General features: G+C 43.3%; 18 protein-coding genes. All 18 read right to left on the bottom strand.

The window, feature by feature from the left end; all coding sequences use genetic code 11:
* Positions 1–62 precede the first annotated feature (62 nt).
* Positions 63–551 (bottom strand): YajQ family cyclic di-GMP-binding protein, encoded by a 489-nt coding sequence (locus NQ117_RS17565; protein WP_258279306.1) that lies wholly within the window; start codon positions 549–551, stop codon positions 63–65.
* Between the two features lie 107 nt (positions 552–658).
* Positions 659–823 carry a hypothetical protein gene (locus NQ117_RS17560; RefSeq protein ID WP_258279305.1) on the bottom strand — a complete coding sequence of 55 codons (165 nt, stop codon included), beginning with the start codon at positions 821–823 and terminating at the stop codon, positions 659–661.
* A gap of 141 nt (positions 824–964) precedes the next feature.
* On the bottom strand, positions 965–1,903 hold the full coding sequence (locus tag NQ117_RS17555) for a helix-turn-helix domain-containing protein (protein WP_258279304.1): 939 nt from the start codon (positions 1,901–1,903) through the stop codon (positions 965–967).
* 59 nt (positions 1,904–1,962) lie between these two features.
* Positions 1,963–2,727, bottom strand: coding sequence for a DUF3388 domain-containing protein (locus NQ117_RS17550; protein ID WP_258279303.1), 765 nt, complete (start codon positions 2,725–2,727; stop codon positions 1,963–1,965).
* A 219-nt stretch (positions 2,728–2,946) separates the two neighbouring features.
* Positions 2,947–3,201: a DUF3243 domain-containing protein gene (locus tag NQ117_RS17545; RefSeq protein WP_258279302.1), complete on the bottom strand. Its 255-nt coding sequence runs from the start codon at positions 3,199–3,201 to the stop codon at positions 2,947–2,949.
* A gap of 141 nt (positions 3,202–3,342) precedes the next feature.
* Positions 3,343–4,089 (bottom strand): elongation factor P 5-aminopentanone reductase, encoded by a 747-nt coding sequence (gene ymfI, locus NQ117_RS17540; protein ID WP_258279449.1) that lies wholly within the window; start codon positions 4,087–4,089, stop codon positions 3,343–3,345.
* A 93-nt stretch (positions 4,090–4,182) separates the two neighbouring features.
* The gene (gene yfmH, locus NQ117_RS17535; RefSeq protein WP_258279301.1) at positions 4,183–5,472 is read right to left on the bottom strand and encodes an EF-P 5-aminopentanol modification-associated protein YfmH; all 1,290 of its coding nucleotides are present in this window, start codon (positions 5,470–5,472) and stop codon (positions 4,183–4,185) included.
* Positions 5,469–6,761 carry an EF-P 5-aminopentanol modification-associated protein YfmF gene (gene yfmF / locus NQ117_RS17530; protein WP_375163087.1) on the bottom strand — a complete coding sequence of 431 codons (1,293 nt, stop codon included), beginning with the start codon at positions 6,759–6,761 and terminating at the stop codon, positions 5,469–5,471. The genes yfmH and yfmF overlap by 4 nt, the downstream gene beginning before the upstream one ends.
* A 295-nt stretch (positions 6,762–7,056) precedes the next feature.
* Positions 7,057–7,812 carry a spore cortex-lytic enzyme gene (gene sleB, locus NQ117_RS17525; protein WP_258279447.1) on the bottom strand — a complete coding sequence of 252 codons (756 nt, stop codon included), beginning with the start codon at positions 7,810–7,812 and terminating at the stop codon, positions 7,057–7,059.
* 81 nt (positions 7,813–7,893) lie between these two features.
* Positions 7,894–10,653 carry an FtsK/SpoIIIE family DNA translocase gene (locus NQ117_RS17520; RefSeq protein ID WP_258279300.1) on the bottom strand — a complete coding sequence of 920 codons (2,760 nt, stop codon included), beginning with the start codon at positions 10,651–10,653 and terminating at the stop codon, positions 7,894–7,896.
* A 162-nt stretch (positions 10,654–10,815) separates the two neighbouring features.
* Positions 10,816–11,049 carry a YlzJ-like family protein gene (locus tag NQ117_RS17515; protein WP_258279299.1) on the bottom strand — a complete coding sequence of 78 codons (234 nt, stop codon included), beginning with the start codon at positions 11,047–11,049 and terminating at the stop codon, positions 10,816–10,818.
* 11 nt (positions 11,050–11,060) lie between these two features.
* Positions 11,061–11,873, bottom strand: coding sequence for a ClpP family protease (locus NQ117_RS17510; RefSeq protein WP_258279446.1), 813 nt, complete (start codon positions 11,871–11,873; stop codon positions 11,061–11,063).
* 309 nt (positions 11,874–12,182) lie between these two features.
* Positions 12,183–13,859, bottom strand: a complete 1,677-nt coding sequence (locus tag NQ117_RS17505) for a ribonuclease J (RefSeq protein WP_258279445.1) — start codon at positions 13,857–13,859, stop codon at positions 12,183–12,185.
* A gap of 297 nt (positions 13,860–14,156) precedes the next feature.
* Complete coding sequence (gene dapA, locus NQ117_RS17500; RefSeq protein ID WP_258279298.1) at positions 14,157–15,047, bottom strand: 4-hydroxy-tetrahydrodipicolinate synthase; 891 nt, start codon at positions 15,045–15,047, stop codon at positions 14,157–14,159.
* Between the two features lie 71 nt (positions 15,048–15,118).
* Positions 15,119–16,336, bottom strand: coding sequence for an aspartate kinase (dapG, locus tag NQ117_RS17495; protein WP_258279297.1), 1,218 nt, complete (start codon positions 16,334–16,336; stop codon positions 15,119–15,121).
* Positions 16,337–16,402: 66 nt separating this feature from the next.
* Positions 16,403–17,446, bottom strand: coding sequence for an aspartate-semialdehyde dehydrogenase (locus NQ117_RS17490; RefSeq protein ID WP_258279296.1), 1,044 nt, complete (start codon positions 17,444–17,446; stop codon positions 16,403–16,405).
* Between the two features lie 81 nt (positions 17,447–17,527).
* Positions 17,528–18,130: a dipicolinate synthase subunit B gene (locus NQ117_RS17485; protein ID WP_375163086.1), complete on the bottom strand. Its 603-nt coding sequence runs from the start codon at positions 18,128–18,130 to the stop codon at positions 17,528–17,530.
* Positions 18,127–19,026 carry a dipicolinate synthase subunit DpsA gene (gene dpsA, locus NQ117_RS17480; protein WP_258279295.1) on the bottom strand — a complete coding sequence of 300 codons (900 nt, stop codon included), beginning with the start codon at positions 19,024–19,026 and terminating at the stop codon, positions 18,127–18,129. Before dpsA ends, NQ117_RS17485 begins: the two co-directional genes overlap by 4 nt.
* Between the last annotated feature and the right edge of the window lie 136 nt (positions 19,027–19,162).

Genomic DNA, 19,162 nt, shown 5'->3' with positions numbered 1-19,162 from the left:
TCTCATGGCCCTAATGTCGACAATGATAAAGTCAATATACCTAGAAATAAATCTATGTAGTCCTAGCGATAGTTAGTAAATTGCAAATCCAATTGCAAATTCGCTTCACGCAGCAATTTCATAACAGCTTGAAGCTCATCCTTGTTTTTTCCTGTTATCCGCAGTTGGTCACCTTGAATCTGGCTTTTTACTTTAAGCTTAGAATCGCGGATTAGTACATTAATCTTTTTAGAAATATCTTGCTCAATTCCTTGTTTTAAGCGAACACGCTGGCGCACAGTACCGCCTGAAGCTGGTTCAATTTTGCCGAAATCCATATTTTTAATAGAAACTCCGCGCTTAATTAGCTTGGATTCTAAAATGTCGATCAAACTTTTCAACTTGTAATCGTCATCTGAGACAAGTACGAGCTCCTCTTTTTCCAATGACATCGCACTTTTACTACCTTTAAAATCAAAACGAGTAGCTATTTCGCGTTCTGCCTGCGTAATGGCGTTGCTTACTTCTTGCAAATCCGTCTTGCTTACAATATCAAATGAATATTCAGCCATATGTATGCCTCCTTAAATTTCATGACCTAATCTATAACAACACAAGGGCATCCCTTTGCACGCAAACTGCGATAGGAATGCCCCAGTGCTTTCATCCGATTACGGCGCTAATATCGGGCACGAGAAGGTGCTCGGAACATGTCCAATATTCCTAGGAGGACATGTGCTAGACCGAACCCCATGATCCCAAAGCCCCATGCACTAGGCGTCAAATAATAACCTAACAAGCTGACGACAACACCAATAGCTGCTACACTCCAACTAACCGCCATAATCGACACCTCGCTGTTCATGAGAATATTCGCCGCAGTCCTATTCTCTCCGAAGCCAAATCAAATATGCTTCAGAAATGGAACAGGAAAATAGTGCGCAACTGTTCAGCATGAAATCAGCAATCAGCAGTTTAAATAAACCTATGGTGTCTCTGTAGCAGCACCTGTGTTGCTAGTATCTGCCTGTTCTTGAAGTTGCTTAGCTTCCTCTCCAGACACCGCTCTAACCCGTATCGTCTTCGAACTCGTCTTATCACCGTCATCAAGAACTTGACCATTAACAGTTATCTCAATAAGGTCAGCTCGTCCAGTACGAATATTGACACCTTGCTCAGTTATATCAATAACTTGTGATTTTCCATTTTCAAGTGTGTTCCAGAACAACCGTTTACCATTCTGATCCCGTTCAGTGACGCCAAGCCAACTATCACCGCCCACACCTTTAATTTCAACCTTTAAAGGCTCCTCACCAGGCGCAGCTACGACGAACGTATTCATACGAGAAGTAGAACTTTCCTGAACAACTAACGGCTCTTGAGTCTGCTCAGGTTCAGTTACAGGTTCTTGTTCAGGAGTTGGTGTCGACTCTGTAGTACCACCGCTTCCATTTTCCGCATTTCCTGTATTTTCAGCAGGCTGTTGAACCCCTTCAGAAACATTGGTGTTATCAATGTTTTTCGATTCATCGCCTTTGGAAGCCTGGTTCGCAACAATATAGAGAATAACCAGTATTAATATGACAAATGACCACATTAATAGTGTCGTTGCCCATTTTCCAAAGCCTTCGCTATGTTGTACCTTTCGCTTGTTGCGAATCATCGGTTCAACAGGCTGCTCTTGCTCTTCTACCGGCATTGTATTGCGATAATATTGTAAAATTTCATCCGGGTTCAATCCGACCGTTTCTGCATAAGTCTTAACAAACGCCCGTACATAAAACGTACCTGGAAGAACGTTATAGTCTCCCTCTTCGATCGCTTCCAAATATCGTCTGCGAATCTTTGTTGCTTCCTGTACGTCATCTAAAGATAATCCTTTTTCAAGTCGAGCTTCCTTAAGCATTTGCCCAAGTTCTGACATATTCTCACTCACCTCCTACATCAAATAATGATCCGAGCTTATCAGGAATATTATTTATATTATAAATCGTTATAATTCAGCGTAAACGTTTCATACGTAATTTCTTCTTCAGGTGTGTTCCGCAGCTCAATAATATAATCGAAAAAGTCATAATCATACTGCGTTTCCCGTACAAAAATATCTGGATGTTCGATCACTTTTGTAGAAGGCATATTCATTATTTCTTGAAGAAGCAGTTCGTGCTTCTCATTGGAACGAATTGTAGAAACGATGCCATCAATAATGAATATATTACTCGGCTGACTTTCTTCTTCAGACATTTGGCTGCGCACCGTCTGTCTAAGCAATGTGGATGACACAAATGTCCAACGCTTCATGGCACATACACTTCCAGCTATTATGGATTCCGTCTTGCCGACACGCGGCATTCCACGCAAACCTATAACTTGATGCCCATCTCGTTTGAAGATTTCGCCCAGAAAATCGACGAGCAAACCCAGCTCATCACGCGTGAATCGAAATGTCTTACGGTCATCACAATCCCGTTCAATGTAGCGACCATGGCGAACAGCCAAAATATCAACTAACTTCGGCTGACGAAGCGCAGTAATCGTGATGTTGTCTACTTTCTTCATCATTTGACCCATGAGCTGAATCTTCTCATCATCATCTGTCTGAAGCAGCATACCCCTTGTCTTACCTTCAACACCATTTATCGTCAATATATTGACTTCCAACATCCCAAGCAACGAGGCTATATCTCCTAGCAAACCGGGACGATTTTTATGTATTTTATACTCCATATACCACTGTTTATACTCCATAACACAACCCCATTCTGCGTTATCCGCTTCCATTCTACAATAACTGAGACATAAATACCACAGACCTTGTCGAAAATTAACGAAAATTATAATTTATAGATGTAATCTTACTCTTCAAGGTAGAATGACCTTATTATAACAGATTGTGAGCACGTATTCATGGGGCAGTGGAAAAAGAGCGGCCAGATAGCTTTTACCGCTTCTGTCCGCTCAATTGTATCAGCCTTTTTGTTCCGCAAGCTTTACCATCAAACGAGCAATTGTCTTTTTATCCTGCTCGTCTCCAACGTCCCATAGCTCTTTAATCGCATGCTCTTGCTCATTCTGAGGCGATACCTTTTCATCTAAAAAAGAACCGATCTCGTAAGCAAGCTTAGCAATGGTTTCTTCACTGAGACCTACTTTTTTCGCTTGCTGAACACGCTCACCAAGGAACTTTTTCCAAGAATCAAAGTTTTCTAATACAGATGACATATTCCATACCTCCTGACCAGTTACTCAACTCAATGGGTGAAACATCGCGCATTTGTAATATGTGCGAACGTTAAAAACTTATGCATGCTTTGCACATCACCACTGACAAGAGAACATAGATATGGAAGGTTCAATAACGTATTATGTAAGCCAACCACCGTTAGGACTAATAATCTGTCCATTAATATAGGCAGACTCAGGCAATGAAAGGAAATAAATCAATGATGCAATTTCCTGTGGCGTGCCTAAACGACCAGCAGGTATTTCGGTCTCAAGCGCAGCCTTATCTTCCATTGCTAAGTGAGACAGCATGTCTGTCTGCACCGCACCAGGAGCAACCGCATTAACTGTAATGCCCGATGGGGCAAGTTCCTTAGCAAGTCCTTTTGTAAAAGCGTTAATGCCACCCTTGGCTGTCGAATACAGCACCTCACAGGATGCCCCGGTCACACCCCATATGGAAGATACGTTAATAATACGTCCATACTGCTGACGGATCATATGCGGCACAAAAAGCTGTGCACATCGGAACGGACCTTTTAAATTGACGGACATACAGTCGTCCCATTCTTCATCCGTTACATCCGTAAAAAGACCGTATGTAGAACTACCGGCATTATTGACAAGTATATCTGGTGCAAAACCATGTATATCTAGCTGCTCCTTCATACGCACAAGCTGTTCTCGGCTGCGAATATCTGCTGCAACCGTTAATACTTCACTGCCTCTGGCCATACAACGTCGTGCTACCTCATTGGCAGCTTCATGGGCCTGATGATAATGTATCGCAATGCGTACTCCCTCTGCCGCGAAACGTTCAGCAGTAGCAGCCCCAATCCCTCGACTTCCGCCTGTTATTAGAACGGTTGTCTCTGATAAAGCCTTCATCATCCAGTTCTCCTCTTCTCCTTGTATGCACATACATAAGGCGCACTTCCGCATAAGTGAAGTACGCCCAGATGTTATTTCGCTGTTGTCGAATCATTCTTCTGTTTTCTGCTCCACGATGGAAACAGCTAACTGCTCCCATTTAAAATGATCTTGTAAACGTTGATTGATTTGCTCTAAAGTTACATGTTCATATACATCCAGTATATCAAACAAATCAGTCCCGCGAAACGTATGCTTTGTGAATTCATTTGCAATCGATTCCGGAGAATTCAACAAACGCATATAGGTTCCAATGCGCTTATTTCTTGTCCGTTCGAATGCCTCTTGCGAAAAGCCCTCTTTTTTCTGAGCTTCAATTGCTTCCTTTACCCGCTTTACTAGCTCATCAGGATCTGTTGTTTCCCCCCCAATGATCGTAAACGCAGCGTTTGTATCACAATTATACTCATAACCTATATTATCTGAAGTTAGCCCTTCTTCATAAAGAGTCTGGGATAGCTTTGTACTGCTGCCCAGCATAAGGTCCAGCATAATGCGTGTTGCCAACTCATGCTCCAGCAATGCTTTTCCTTCTAATCCTGGACGTTCTTCTTTACAACCGAATAAGCATTTAGGCATCGACACAGGCAAGCTCGTTACTTTGCGAGGCGTTCTTACTTGTAACGGTTCCTCATCGAAGAAACGCTCGATTTCCCCTTGTTCTGAGAATGACTTGGCTGCTTGATTTCCACGTACTAACTCAAATATTTCCTCTGGCTCTACACCACCTACAATGAATAGCATCATATTGGAGGGGTGATAGAATGTATGGTAGCACTGAAGAAGCGTATCTCTCGTAATTTCTTGTATCGATTCAACCGTACCTGCAATGTCAATATAGATTGGATATCGCTGATACATCGCTTCAATAAGTCCGAAGTACGCTCTCCAATCCGCATTATCACGATACATATTAATTTCCTGCTCAATAATTCCCTTTTCCTTTTCCACACTTTCTACGGAGAAATAAGGATTTTGCACGAAATCGATCAATGTCGTTATGTTCTTTTCAATCTGATCGGTAGCCGAAAACAAATAAACCGTGCGATCAAATGTTGTAAAGGCGTTTGCAGAAGCACCTTGTTGAGCAAAGGAAGTGAACACATCTCCTTCAGGCTCTTCAAACATTTTATGTTCTAAAAAATGCGCGATTCCATCTGGTACTTGAACAGGTTCTTCTGCTTCTACCTTAAAGTGATTATCGATGGAACCATATCGAGTAGAAAACGTCGCATACGTTTTCTGAAATCCTGGCTTTGGCAAAACATAAACATCTAAACCATTGTCCATACGCTCATAGTAAAGTGTCTCTTGGATGCGATTATACTCCCGCTTATTCATGACTTCTTTTCCTCCCGATTGCGTAAGACATAAATCGTATCGAGATGAAACGTTGCTGCCGCGGTCTGTATCTCATCAGCAGTAACATCCCCTAACTGCTCAATTAAGCTAGAAGTTGTTCTTTCACGTCCCGATAGGACACGATTGAAATCAAAGCTTATCATTTCAAAAGCAGAATCATCTATTTCTCTCAATTGATTAGCGATCATCGCTTTCGTTTGACTTAACTCTAATGGTTCAATACGGCCTTGACGCATCACTTCAAGCTGTTCTTGGATAATCGTCGAGGCCTTTTCAATCTTGTCAAACTCTACGCCTGACTGAATCGTACAAATGCCTTTATGTCCATCGAAGCGGGAAGAAGCATAATAAGCAAGACTGTTCTTCTCACGCACATTGATAAATAATTTGGAATGTGGGTAGCTGCCCAATACTCCATTGTATAACAGGGCCGCAGGATATTTATCGTCATGATACGTAATGGTAGTTCGAAGCCCCATATTAAGCTTGCCTTGCGTAACATCCAGTCTATCAGTTACGTAACGAGGCTCTCCTGTACCTGGAACAGACAAAGATCGGATATAAGCTACATCTTGTGTACGCTCCACTTGAAAATACTTTTCTACATACGATTGAACGGTAGAAAGATCGGTGTCACCAATCACATAAATATCGATACTAGCATGCTCAAGCCACCATTTATACGTATCATATAAATGTTTCGACTCGACTTTCTTTACTTCATCACGGCTGCCTAGCGGATGTAATCGATACGGTTCATCCTTGCACATCTCTTCGACGCATCGTTCTTGAGCATATCGAATTTTATCGTTTACGATCGCTTCCAAGCGCTTGCGTACCGTCTCTTTTTCCTCTTGAACATATTTATCCCTAAACTTCTCTTGTTCCGAAACAGGAGCTGTAATCGCCTCGCCTAAAAATTGGAAACACTGCTCCAATAATGGTTGTGACGCATTGACAAATGCATCATTTATAATATCCATTCGGAACTGGACAATTTGATAGTCTCCTCGCTTATATACATCAAAGCCAAATCCCGCTCCATACAGCTCATCAAGACGTTCACGAAACTGGATCGTTTCAGGCAAAGAAGTCGTACCACGTCTCAATACGAATGGCGTCAAGCCAACAGCTGTAACCGTCTCCTCCTTTAAGGGAACACCGATATAGGCACCGATGGCAAATGTCTTGAATCGCTTACTCGGCATTACATGGATACGAATACCGTTCACAACACCTCGTTCAAATGCTTGTTGGCGAACTTTCACGATAGGCAATCTCCTTTTCTCTGTCAGTTAATTGTCCTTACATCCAGATGTTAGCTTTAAATCAATTAAATCATATCTTACTCTCAGTATATGCATGTTATTAACTTATCAACATCTTACTTCTAAATGACGCCTTATACAAAAGGAAGAAGCAGTGCCGTTAGGCCAACCGCTTCTTCGCTTGTGCAATGCATGTGAATTTCGAGATGATGCAGCTGTTGCTGCTCTCCTGTTTATGGATAGACCCAAGATCTTACCGTCGCTATACGCTGTAAATAGACTCTGTTGACGTACTCTACATACAAAAGATATGTTTGCCAATTGTCTTCACTTGCGGTCGTGTCCATATCCACTTGGAAGTGGCCGTCACCGGATTAAAATAGTACAAGCAGCCGCCGGATGGGTCCCATCCATCAACTGCATCTTGCACAGCTTGTCGTGCTTTTTCATTAGGAGTCAAATAAATTTGTCCATCGGCAACTGCCGTAAAGGCGCGTGGCTGGAATATGACTCCTGCAGCTGTATTAGGGAAACTAGGCGACTTTATGCGGTTTATGATAACTGCAGCTACAGCTACCTGACCTTCATACGGCTCACCGCGTGCTTCTCCATAAACCGCATTTGCCATCAGCTTCAAATCATTTTCGGTTAATCCCAAATTATTGGAGCCGCTTGGCTTGGACTTAGGCTTTCCAGTTGATGTTTGTGGCGGCTTTGAAGTTTTCGATGATGGACTCCAATTTTTCGTAGCCTTTACTAATTTGGAACGTGTCTTTGAACCTACAACTCCATCAACCTTCAATCCGAACTGTGATTGAAACCATTTTACAGAGCCTTGCGTCTTACTCCCGAATACACCGTCTACTTTGCCGTAATAGTAACCTAAAAAGGCAAGTCGTCCTTGTAACTCCGTTACGTCTTGTCCTCTAGAGCCAGATTGCAATTGGGCACCGCTAAAGGCAGCCGTACTATCTGACATATGTGTATACTGATAAGCCCCGAACAGGATGCATACCATACAGACGGTAATCCAGATTATCCGTTTTCTCATCATCGTTACCTCTTTCGTTCTTGGTTTGACAGTATTGGCAACTTTATTATGAGATAACGGATTATGTTCTATACACGTCTTTTAGGAAGACATCTTTGTTTGTTGATATTGCTCCAGAGTCATCAAGACTTCACGCGGACGACTTCCATCAGGTGGCCCTATAATGCCTTGCATCTGCATCGATTCAATGAGACGGCTCGCACGGTTGTATCCAACACGTAATCTGCGCTGCAATAACGACGCTGATGCTTGCTGTCCTTCAAGCACGATCGTAACAGCCTGCTCGAATAATTCATCAACCGGCTCCCCATCAAATGAGGCAAGGTCATCAATTTCAGGTACCAAGTCTTCATTGTATTCCGCTGTTCCTTGATCTCGACAGAATGACACGACGGCTTCTACTTCTGGATCAGATAAGAATGCACCCTGAACCCGTTGTGGCTTCGAAGAGCCCATAGGAAGATACAGCATATCCCCTCGACCAAGTAGCTTCTCAGCGCCAGCCATGTCTAGAATGGTGCGGGAATCCACTTGCGAAGATACCCCGAATGCAATACGAGACGGGATATTTGCCTTGATAACGCCTGTAATTACGTCAACGGACGGTCTTTGTGTCGCAATAATAAGATGAATGCCCGCTGCACGCGCCATTTGAGCCAAACGACAGATCGCATCTTCAACATCATTTGCGGCAACCATCATCAAATCAGCCAGCTCGTCCACAATAACAACGATATAAGGCAGGAATTTCTCTTTGTCATCTCCGACCAGTTTGTTGTATCCTTCAATATTCCTTGTACCAGACTTGGAAAATAGCTCATATCGCTTTTCCATCTCTACTACAATCTTCTTTAGCGCTAAAGATGCGCGACGAGGATCGGTTACGACAGGAGCTAACAAATGAGGAATGCCATTATACACGTTCAACTCCACCATCTTTGGATCGACCATTAGGAACTTTACTTCGTCAGGCTTTGCTTTATACAAAATACTCGTAATAATCCCGTTAATACAAACCGATTTACCTGATCCGGTAGCACCTGCAACGAGCAAGTGAGGCATCCGGGCTAAATTGCCTATAATAGGTGCTCCTGAAATATCACGCCCGAGTGCAATCGTTATATTCGAATTGGCATCGACAAATGTCGGTGTTTCCATTACTTCACGCATCGTAACTATTGATACTTCATTGTTAGGCACTTCGATTCCGATTGCAGACTTGCCTGGGATTGGTGCTTCCATCCGAATATCCTTAGCTGCCAGCGCCAGTGCAATATCGTCAGACAAGCTAACAATCCGACTTACCTTAACACCGATGTCAGGCTGAATCTCGTAACGAGTGACAGCAGGTCCACGAACAACTTCCAGTACCTTAGCTCGAACGCTGAAACTCTCCAATGTAGCTTCTAGCTTACGAGCAGTCTGCATGAAGTCCGCTTGCTCTCCTCCTTTGCCACTTCCTTGTGGTTTGGCCAGCAATGAGAAGCTAGGCAATTTGTATGGCTTAACAGGCGGTTTTACTGGAACTATAATTTCTTCCTCATTGGAAGCACTATCTTGCTGTGTACCATTCGTTACATCTAGTGCCGAAGATACTTCTTCTCCTGCTGCTGGAAGCTGCGGCAATGAAGGCACAGACGAATCTACCGTGGCTGTTGTAGGTTGTTTCCCATCAGACACAGCATCTAAATCAATGTTCCAATCTTCATCTATATCATCTTGTGTTCCTATATATTCTGCTTCAGCAGCGGGGTTCCAACCATCATAATCAGGGGACATAAAGTCTCGGAATAATGGTCCATTGCGATCGTCAGCTTCATTTTCCAATGGAGCGTTATCTGCATTGCTCATACTATCATAGCCACGTGTATGTTGCGCTTCCCTCACAGTACGTGCATCTGCATCGGAGTTCGACACATCCGTCCACTCTGCTTCAACAGCAGGCTCTGCCTTCGTTCGTTTGCCTTTACGTTTCAATGAACGGTCCAGCCATTCATCATCTGCATCAATCAGCTCTTCCTCATTAGAGACATTGCGTCTATCGCCAAACAATTGAAAGAACACAGGTGTCTTAGATGCTTTACGTGGAGAACCATATTCTTCGATATCTTCATCATCAGAGAAATCAGGAATGTTATCGTTTTTAGAGCTTGAACTTTCTCGTTTTTTCTGCTCAGCCTCCCGAACTTTTCGCTCATTGATACGTGCTTTACGCTGTTTATGTATAGCTTTCATTAGTTTTTTAATTTGCGTGCGCATGAGCTGCGCGAGTTCCACATAAGATAATTGGGTTGCCAGCATAAAACCGATAATAAATAGAACGATTATCAACAACTTCGTCCCTAATGCCCCAAATAATGCAAAAACGAGGCAATATAATGCTGCCCCTATATACCCGCCGCTTATGTCTTTATTCCACATATCACTTGCTGTTCCCGTTTCGGCAGCCGTAACTAGTTCTTCCTTCATTGTGTTATGTATCGCTTGAAATATACTTCCTGCACTAATATCATCTGCTACAGGGAGCAACCGCATTTCCACTGCGCTCATCGTGCTCATCATTGTGAATCCGATCAAGATTATTATCAATCCAGACTTTCTTGCGCTCCAACCATTGGGCCATTGCCGTTTAATCATTACAGCTAAGCCTACATAAATAAGAACAAGCGGTATAACAAAGTAAAACTTTCCAAGCAGTAATCCGAACAGCTTGGACAACGCTCGTCCGAAGGCTGCTCCGCCGGAAAGCGCGATGACAGAGCTCGTTATGAGCAATATACCATATATTTCATATTTGAGACTCTTGCTTAAAGACTGCTTTTTACGTTTTCTTCGGGCCAATTGTTGTCACCTCCACATGCCATTATATCACAGAACAGCCGTTCTTACTATGTTCTACCGTTATCTGCTTGGAGATCATTCCGAAGTCATGCAAAATAGCGTAGTTATCATGAACAGGAGCTTACTCGTTCTTCAAACCACGCTATTTTATAGTGGAGTTATTTACGTTTTATTTAGTTGTAGAACAGTGCCAGGTTGAAAGGCAGGCTCTAAAAAGTCTTGAATCCCGCACGGCTGTAAAATTCTTTCCACCCGAATATATTCATCATTAAGTCTTTCGACAAGCAGCAAGCGCCCCTCCCAAGCCATTTCAAGAAATTCACTTACTTGCTCCGTTCGCTCCTGACTTGCATTTTTAAATATTTCTTCTTCAGGTATGACGGTATAAAGAGTCATTACCGATCCCCCTATCTTAATGTTGGAGGAATTGGCGGCATGGTTTCATTCCCCAGTGTAGGTAAAGCTACAGATTGATCTCCCAAAGGAGCTCTGCGCAGTTCAATGAATTCATTCAACCGCTTTAGCGCTTGACCAAGTCCACCAATTTCATCAATAAGCCCATGCTTTACTGCTTCCGGACCAATAATCGTTGTTCCAATATCACGAGTCAGCTCTCCAGTTTTAAACATTAATTCTTTGAACGTTTGATCTGAAATTTTTGAATGTGCAACTACAAACCGAACGACCCGCTCCTGCATTTTATCCAAATATTCAAATGTCTGAGGCACGCCGATGACAAGGCCTGTCAAACGGATTGGATGTATAGTCATCGTCGCTGTCTCTGCTATAAATGATGCCTGTCCTGACGTTGCAATCGGTACACCTATACTATGCCCTCCACCGAGGACAAGCGTTACGGTCGGCTTCGTCAATGACGATATCATCTCTGCGATTGCTAATCCTGCCTCCACATCTCCTCCAACGGTATTCAACATAATCAAAATGCCTTCAATTTTAGGATTTTGTTCTGCTGCGACAAGCTGTGGAATAATATGTTCATACTTAGTCGTTTTGTTTTGAGGAGGAAGCACGATGTGGCCTTCAATCTGACCAATAATATTCAGACAATATATATTGGATTCGCCCGGGCTCGGAATCGATGCGGTTCCCAACTGCTGTATCGTTTGGATAGCAGGTGGAGCTTCTTTGATCAATGGAACTTCGAGCGGTGGCGCTTGAGGAGGCTCATCTTGGCGAAGCCAACCTTCTAATGCATCCATATTCCATCTGTGCATAGAAGAAAAGTCTAAGGTTGTTTCTGTTTTACTATAAGTCGATAGATCCTGTGAGTTTGTCAAGCTTCTCCCTCCAATCTGGGAATACACGCTTATCTTGCGTAGACCACTGCATCGTTATGCAGCATATTTATAATTGTTTTTCTTGAAGTAGTAAGCACAGAGCATGATGATTAAAAATAAAATCGGATGAACTAATGACACTAAAAAAGTCCTTTGCCGGGTAGGCAAAGGACTGAATTCAGTGACGTGAGCGCGACCTAAGGTCACACGATATAATATTTGTAGCAATTATTATACTTCCATAATGATTGGAAGTATCATCGGACGGCGCCGTGTTTGTTCGTATAAGAAACGACCAAGAGCATCTTTCACATGTGTTTTAAGTGAAGCCCACTCATTGACGTTCTCATTCATAAGACGGTGCAGCGTGGATGTAACAATGCGATTCGCTTCATCGAGTAGACCCTCAGACTCACGAACATAAACAAATCCACGTGAAATAATATCTGGACCAGACATAATTGTACCGTCCTGCTTACTTAATGTAACGACGACGACGAGAATACCGTCTTGTGACAACAGCTTGCGGTCGCGCAGAACAATATTGCCTACATCTCCCACTCCAAGACCATCAATAAGTACATAGCCAGATGGTACTTTAGAGCCGCGACGAGCAACTCCATTCTGAATCTCAATCGTTTCTCCAATATCTGTAATAAAGATATTTTCAGGTTCAATGCCAACTGATTCTGCCAATCTTGCATGATGACGAAGCATGCGATATTCACCGTGAACTGGGATGAAATATTTAGGTTTCATCAAGTTAATCATTAGCTTTAGTTCTTCTTGGCTACCATGTCCGGAAACGTGAACACCAGTCATTGAACCGCCATAAATTACATTTGCACCTAATCGGAACAGTTCATCAACTGTGCGACCCACATATTTCTCGTTACCTGGGATAGGCGTCGCTGCGATTACAACTGTGTCACCTGGAAGGATGTCCACTTTACGATGCGTAGAACGTGCCATACGCGTCAATGCAGACATTGGCTCCCCTTGGCTTCCTGTTGACAAAATAGCAACACGATCAGCAGCCATTTTGTTTACTTCTTCAGGCTCAATGAGCATTCCATCTGGAATGTGCAAGTAGCCTAACTCTGAAGCTATGGAGACGACGTTCACCATACTTCTTCCAACTACTGTAAGCTTGCGGTTTGTTGCATATGCAGCATCAATAACTTGCTGAACGCGATGAATATTGGAAGCAAATGTAGCAACAACGACGCGCTGCTGAGCTTTGCTAAAGATATTTTCTAGTTCAACTCCAACACTGCTTTCTGAAGGCGTAAAGCCTGGACGTTCAGCATTTGTACTGTCTGATAACAGAGCTAGTACACCTCTTTTACCGATTTCAGCCATACGGTGAAGATCAGCATATTGCTCATTAACAGGTGTGTGGTCAAATTTGAAGTCACCCGTATGTACAACAGCCCCTTCAGGAGTATCTAAGCATACTCCAACGGAGTCTGGGATCGAGTGATTCGTTCTAAAGAAGCTCGCACGCATAGAGCCTAGCTGAACTTCAGAATCAGCAGTAATCAAAATGCGCTTCGTTTCTCCAAGAAGGTTCGCTTCTCTAAGCTTGCTCTCAATAAGACCAAGTGTTAGACGAGTACCATACACAGGAACGTTCAAGTGACGCAATACATATGGCAAACCACCGATATGGTCTTCGTGTCCGTGCGTAATCAATATTGCTCTTACTTTATCTCGATTTTCTGTTAAATATGAAATGTCTGGAATAACAATGTCAATTCCAAGCATATCTTCTTCAGGGAACTTCAGCCCTGCGTCGATAACGACGATGTCATTGCCATATTGAACTGCGTACATGTTCTTACCGATTTCACCTACGCCGCCCAATGCAAAAATTAATAGTTTATCCGAGTTGTTCTTCTTCGACAATGTCAATCTTAACCTCCTATATTCAGTTGGCCGTCGCACCAATGAACTGCTTTCTTTTGTAAAATATACCGCACCCAGTCACTTGTAACTCATTATACATGAACGTGTGAGAAAAACACAAGCAAGCGTTTTTATTGGCCTATATAATCCCAAAATCATATCATGTAATGCCTGATTTCTTACTCCATAACATTCAAACAGTGGCTGATGAGTGTAAAGTTTTAAGTTAAATTGGAGTGGAAATAAAAAAAGAAAGCGACCACGGCCGCTTTCTTTTTTTATTAATATTGAATTCTTTTACGAGCAAGTTGAATCCAACAATTGTTTAATAAAATCTTGTTCCTGCTCTGTTGCTTGCACAAGCGGCAAACGAACCCCGCCTACGGATACACCTTTCAAGTTCAACGCATGTTTAACCGCAACTGGGTTAGGAACTGGATGTGGACAGTTAAATAACCCTTTGAACACAGGGGAAAGTTTATGGTTCAACTCAAGTGCTTCTTGATTACGACCTTGAACATATGCTTCTATCATTTGTTTCATTTCCAGACCAATGACATGGCTAGCAACACTTACAATACCGTAAATGCCGATACTAAGTCCTGGCAATGTCGTAATATCATCACCACTGTACACCTTGAAATGCTCAGGTGCCTTAGCAACAATTTCAGCCATTTGGTCAATGGATGCACACTCTTTAGTAGCTACAATATTCGGTACATCATTAGCTAAACGCAATGTTGTATCTGTGCTTATGCTGGATACTGTACGTGAAGGCACATTGTAAAGCATAACTGGAAGCTTAGTAGCACTTGCAATAGCTTTGAAGTGCTGATACATGCCTTCCTGACTTGGTTTATTATAATAAGGCACGACAAGTAGAACCCCATCTACTCCAGCTGCCTCCGCTTGCTGCGTCAGATGTATAGAATGAGCTGTATTATTGCAGCCTGTTCCTGCTATAATGCGTGCGCGCCCACGCGCATGCTTAACAGCAAATTGGAACAACTCCACTTTCTCTTCATCTGTTAAAGTTGGGGATTCGCCTGTTGTGCCGCTTATAACGAGGCTATCTGACTTCTGCTCCTCAATCAAATAGTCTATAAGTCTGCCCGTTTGTTCCCAATCAATTGTTAAATCATTATGGAATGGCGTTACCATAGCCGTAATTAATCTGCCAAAATCCATAATGAACACCTCCTTATAAAAGCCTCAGCCTCTCATTTTCTATATCTATGTCTTAGTGTACTTTAATTTGTCTATCGATGAAGTTCAAACTTTGCATGCAAGGCTCGTAAAGCACGGACCATATCATCTTTGCGGACCAGTACCCAAATTGTCGTATTTGAATCCGCAGATTGAAGAATTTGTATTTCTTGTTTTGTTAATGCTTCAACGATATGAGCCATAATACCAGGCACACCATTTATACCGCCACCAATAACGGAAACTTTGGCACATCCAGACAAGGATTTTGGTGCATATCCCATTTCATGCAATACTTCAAGCGCTTTTGGTGCATCTGTATCAAATACCGTATATACCGCCCCAGAAGGGGTTACATTAATAAAGTCAACACTGATTTGATTGTGAGCCATTGCCTTAAATACATGAAGCTGAAGGTCCACCGCACCTTCTTGAGCTTCGACCGTAATTTGGGTAACGTTGCTCACATAGGCAATGCCCGTTACATAACGATCCACGATACCATCCTGAACTTGATTGAAGCATTCTGGATGTGTAACGAGTGTACCTTCTTCGTCTGAGAAAGTACTACGCACACGCACAGGAACACGCGCTTGCATCGCGATTTCAACTGCACGCGGATGTATAACTTTGGCACCATGATGTGCCATGTTGCATATTTCAGCATAACTAACTACCGACAATGGCTTCGCATCTTCAACAACTCTTGGATCTGCCGTCAAAATTCCGTTAACATCCGTATAAATGTCAACCATCTCAGCACGCAATGCTGTTCCAAGTGCAGTAGCAGATGTATCACTGCCTCCGCGGCCCAATGTCGTGAAATCACCGTTCTCCGTTTGCCCTTGGAAACCCGTTACGATAGCAACCTGATTGTTTTCCAACGCTTCACGAACCCGATCAGGTTTAACATCTAGTATACGAGCATTACCATGATGACCATCAGTCTTGAAGCCCGCTTGTGCACCTGTAAATACAGTTGATGCAATTCCTTCTGCCTGAAGCAGACTGCACAACGTAGTTGCTGAAATAATTTCACCACAGCACAACAATAAATCCTGCTCGCGTGATGGCAATGCGTTACCATTGTCCGCAGTCCATTCAAGTAGGGTATCCGTTGCATATGGCTCGCCACGACGTCCCATCGCAGACACGACAACTGCAAGACGATAGCCTTGTTCGAGTTCTCGCCGTATATGATGAATAACGCGTTGTCTTGCTTCAGGAGTTGATAAAGAGGTCCCCCCGAATTTTTGAACTAAAATACGCATGTAACATTCCTCCAACTAAGATGACTGACCGTATTAGAACACGCAAAAAAGGCAGGAGCAACCTGCCTATTCCTGCCGCTCCGATGCCAAATGCTCTGCAATTTGAACCGCATTCCAAGCAGCGCCTTTGAGTAAGTTATCAGATACGATCCACATATTTAACGCTAATGGATGATACAAATCACGGCGTACACGGCCCACAAACACGTCAAGCTTGCCAGCAGCATCTGTCGCAAGCGGGTACGTCTGCGTCCCGATATCATCTTGGAGGGTAACTCCAGGTGCATCACTCAATAGTTGCCTTACTTCATTTATATCGAAATCTTGCTTCAATTCCACATATACAGATTCAGAGTGACCATAGACAACAGGAATACGAACACATGTTGCTGTTACTTGGAGGTCATCGTCGCCCATAATTTTTTTGGTTTCTTGAATCATCTTGATTTCTTCATACGTAAAGCCGTTATCTTGAAACTTATCAATTTGCGGTACTGCATTGAATGCTATTTGATGCTTAACAGGCAGCGAAGATACTGGCAATATATCTGCCTCTACTTCACGCCCCTCCAATACTTCCTTAGTCTGGCGAAGCATCTCATTAATCGCGCTACTACCTGCACCTGAAACAGCTTGATACGTAGATACGATAATGCGGGAAATGCCATAACGATCATAGAGAGGTTTGAGTGCCGCTACCATCTGAATCGTTGAACAGTTCGGATTTGCGATGATTCCTTTATGTTCCTTAATTACATCCGCATTCACTTCAGGAACGATTAGCGGTGTATTTGGGTCCATACGATATGCACTTGTGTTGTCGATGCACACTGCACCGCGCTCAACAGCTGCCGGAGCAAGCGCACGACTTACATCTCCTCCCGCACTGAACAAAGCAAAATCAACACCTTCAAAGCTCTCTGGTTTTGCTTCTTCAATCGTGTGTTCAACTCCGTTAAACATAACGGTTTTGCCTGCAGAACGAGCTGAAGATAATAGCTTCAAGTTACGGATCGGGAATTTGCGTTGTTCTAATAGCTTTAAGATCTGTTCCCCTACTGCTCCAGTAGCCCCAACTACTGCAACGTTAAATTGCTTCTGATTCGACATCTGTTTTGTTTCTCCCCTCTGTCCCGTATATGGAGCACAAAGGAGCGTGAGGACCGGGGTCTTCACGCTCCTTGCGACTTATCATGTATACTGAAAGCGCTCAATAATGAGCGGCTGCAGTTGCTTACCTTCCAGGGCTGCTGCACACGCCTCAGGAATCAATTCCATCCGCGCTACTAAAGAATTTGGCTTCTGAACAGGATTATCCTGACCATAAGGTACAAAATATATATATTTAGCTACTAGCAACTTTGCAATGTTGGCCGCGTTCAAACCCAAACCATCATTGGTCGATATCGCTAATACTAAAGGCCTCTGATTGCGCATTTGCGCCTTAGCTGCCATAAGGACAGGGCTGTCCGTGATAGCATTAGCCAATCGACTAGTCGTATTGCCCGTACAAGGTGCGATCACCAACACATCCAGCAGTTTGGATGGCCCAAGCGGTTCCGCTTCAACAATTGTAGTGATCATATCATTGCCAGTAATATCTTTCAACTGTTTCTGCCAATGATTAGACGTACCAAAACGCGTATCTGTCGTTAATATTGTAGTTGAAACAATCGGAATAACTCGTGCCCCAAGATCAACAAAACGTTGAATTTGTGGCATCACTTCATCAAATGTACAGTGTGAACCCGTCAAAGCATAGCCTACGGTTATCCCAGTAAAATCCAAGCTCATTGGCCATCCCCCCGACTTCGCGTCACTTCATTCAGCAATTCGCTGATACTGTTCGCCAAAATACGACCAGCTGTTTTAGGAGCAACGATACCTGGAAGTCCTGGAGCAAGCATTGCCTTAATACCGCGTTTTTCCGCGAATCGGAAATCAATGCCGCCTGGCTTCGACGCCAAATCTATGAGCACAGCACGGTTTGGCATTTGGGAAATGACCTGCGCTGTGACTATCATAGTCGGTATCGTATTAAAAAGCAAGTCGATATGAGACACATGCTGAGCAAGATTAGCCAAATAAAACGGCTCACATCCCATCTCTACCCCTCTAGCGAAATGCTCCGGTCTGCGCACTCCTAATTTTACCCGTGCACCAAGTCCAAGTAGCGTACGCGCTAGTGTAAATCCGGTTCGCCCCAATCCGAGCACGACAATTTCTGCACCATGAATGGTAATGTCCGTATGCTGTATTGCCATCATAACAGCACCTTCAGCAGTCGGTATCGAGTTGTATATTGCAACATCATCGCGTTCAAATAATTCCAACAGCGTAATACGATGCTTCGCACACAACTTACTTAAATATGGCTTAGCCATACCTGTAAATATGACTGCATGTTTAGGGAGCGCAGCGATATCTTCTTCGGTTAGTGTTATTTCTTCAGATGTAAATATAGCGTGCACTCGGCCATCTTCATCCGTACCAACCGCAGGCAGCACCAATGCATCTGTATCCCTCAACAACTCAAGAGATAGCGATTTACGCTGAATGCCATGGTATGGATTTGACAGTTGGTCAAATCCAACGAGAGTCACACTGGCATCCAACTCTGACAGCTTCTGAAATACTTCGATCTGTCTGGCATCGCCACCTAAGAACACGACACGAACGCCGGTCAACATGGTTGCGAATCACTCCTTTCTAACTTGCCGCTTGCACATCTAAAACATCATATGCCAGCGCCCAGAAAGGGTGCTTATAAGCAAACAACTCCAAAATTGTAAAAAACGACTGCTTCGCATAGAAGCAGTCGTCTCA

Source organism: Paenibacillus sp. SC116 (genome assembly GCF_024733555.1).
In the GTDB taxonomy this organism is placed as follows: domain Bacteria; phylum Bacillota; class Bacilli; order Paenibacillales; family Paenibacillaceae; genus Paenibacillus_B.
Note: the sequence above shows the minus strand (reverse complement) of the source record. Positions and strands in the feature narration are given on the sequence as shown.

What these genes read in the sequence shown, in the direction of transcription:
- NQ117_RS17565 (WP_258279306.1), bottom strand. Translation starts at nt 551, where the DNA reads ATGGCTGAATATTCATTTGATATTGTAAGCAAGACGGATTTGCAAGAA.
- NQ117_RS17560 (WP_258279305.1), bottom strand. Translation starts at nt 823, where the DNA reads ATGGCGGTTAGTTGGAGTGTAGCAGCTATTGGTGTTGTCGTCAGCTTG.
- NQ117_RS17555 (WP_258279304.1), bottom strand. Translation starts at nt 1,903, where the DNA reads ATGTCAGAACTTGGGCAAATGCTTAAGGAAGCTCGACTTGAAAAAGGA.
- NQ117_RS17550 (WP_258279303.1), bottom strand. Translation starts at nt 2,727, where the DNA reads ATGGAGTATAAACAGTGGTATATGGAGTATAAAATACATAAAAATCGT.
- NQ117_RS17545 (WP_258279302.1), bottom strand. Translation starts at nt 3,201, where the DNA reads ATGTCATCTGTATTAGAAAACTTTGATTCTTGGAAAAAGTTCCTTGGT.
- ymfI (WP_258279449.1), bottom strand. Translation starts at nt 4,089, where the DNA reads ATGAAGGCTTTATCAGAGACAACCGTTCTAATAACAGGCGGAAGTCGA.
- yfmH (WP_258279301.1), bottom strand. Translation starts at nt 5,472, where the DNA reads ATGAATAAGCGGGAGTATAATCGCATCCAAGAGACACTTTACTATGAG.
- sleB (WP_258279447.1), bottom strand. Translation starts at nt 7,812, where the DNA reads ATGAGAAAACGGATAATCTGGATTACCGTCTGTATGGTATGCATCCTG.
- NQ117_RS17515 (WP_258279299.1), bottom strand. Translation starts at nt 11,049, where the DNA reads ATGACTCTTTATACCGTCATACCTGAAGAAGAAATATTTAAAAATGCA.
- NQ117_RS17510 (WP_258279446.1), bottom strand. Translation starts at nt 11,873, where the DNA reads ATGGATGCATTAGAAGGTTGGCTTCGCCAAGATGAGCCTCCTCAAGCG.
- dapA (WP_258279298.1), bottom strand. Translation starts at nt 15,047, where the DNA reads ATGGATTTTGGCAGATTAATTACGGCTATGGTAACGCCATTCCATAAT.
- dapG (WP_258279297.1), bottom strand. Translation starts at nt 16,336, where the DNA reads ATGCGTATTTTAGTTCAAAAATTCGGGGGGACCTCTTTATCAACTCCT.
- NQ117_RS17490 (WP_258279296.1), bottom strand. Translation starts at nt 17,446, where the DNA reads ATGTCGAATCAGAAGCAATTTAACGTTGCAGTAGTTGGGGCTACTGGA.
- NQ117_RS17485 (WP_375163086.1), bottom strand. Translation starts at nt 18,130, where the DNA reads ATGAGCTTGGATTTTACTGGGATAACCGTAGGCTATGCTTTGACGGGT.
- dpsA (WP_258279295.1), bottom strand. Translation starts at nt 19,026, where the DNA reads ATGTTGACCGGCGTTCGTGTCGTGTTCTTAGGTGGCGATGCCAGACAG.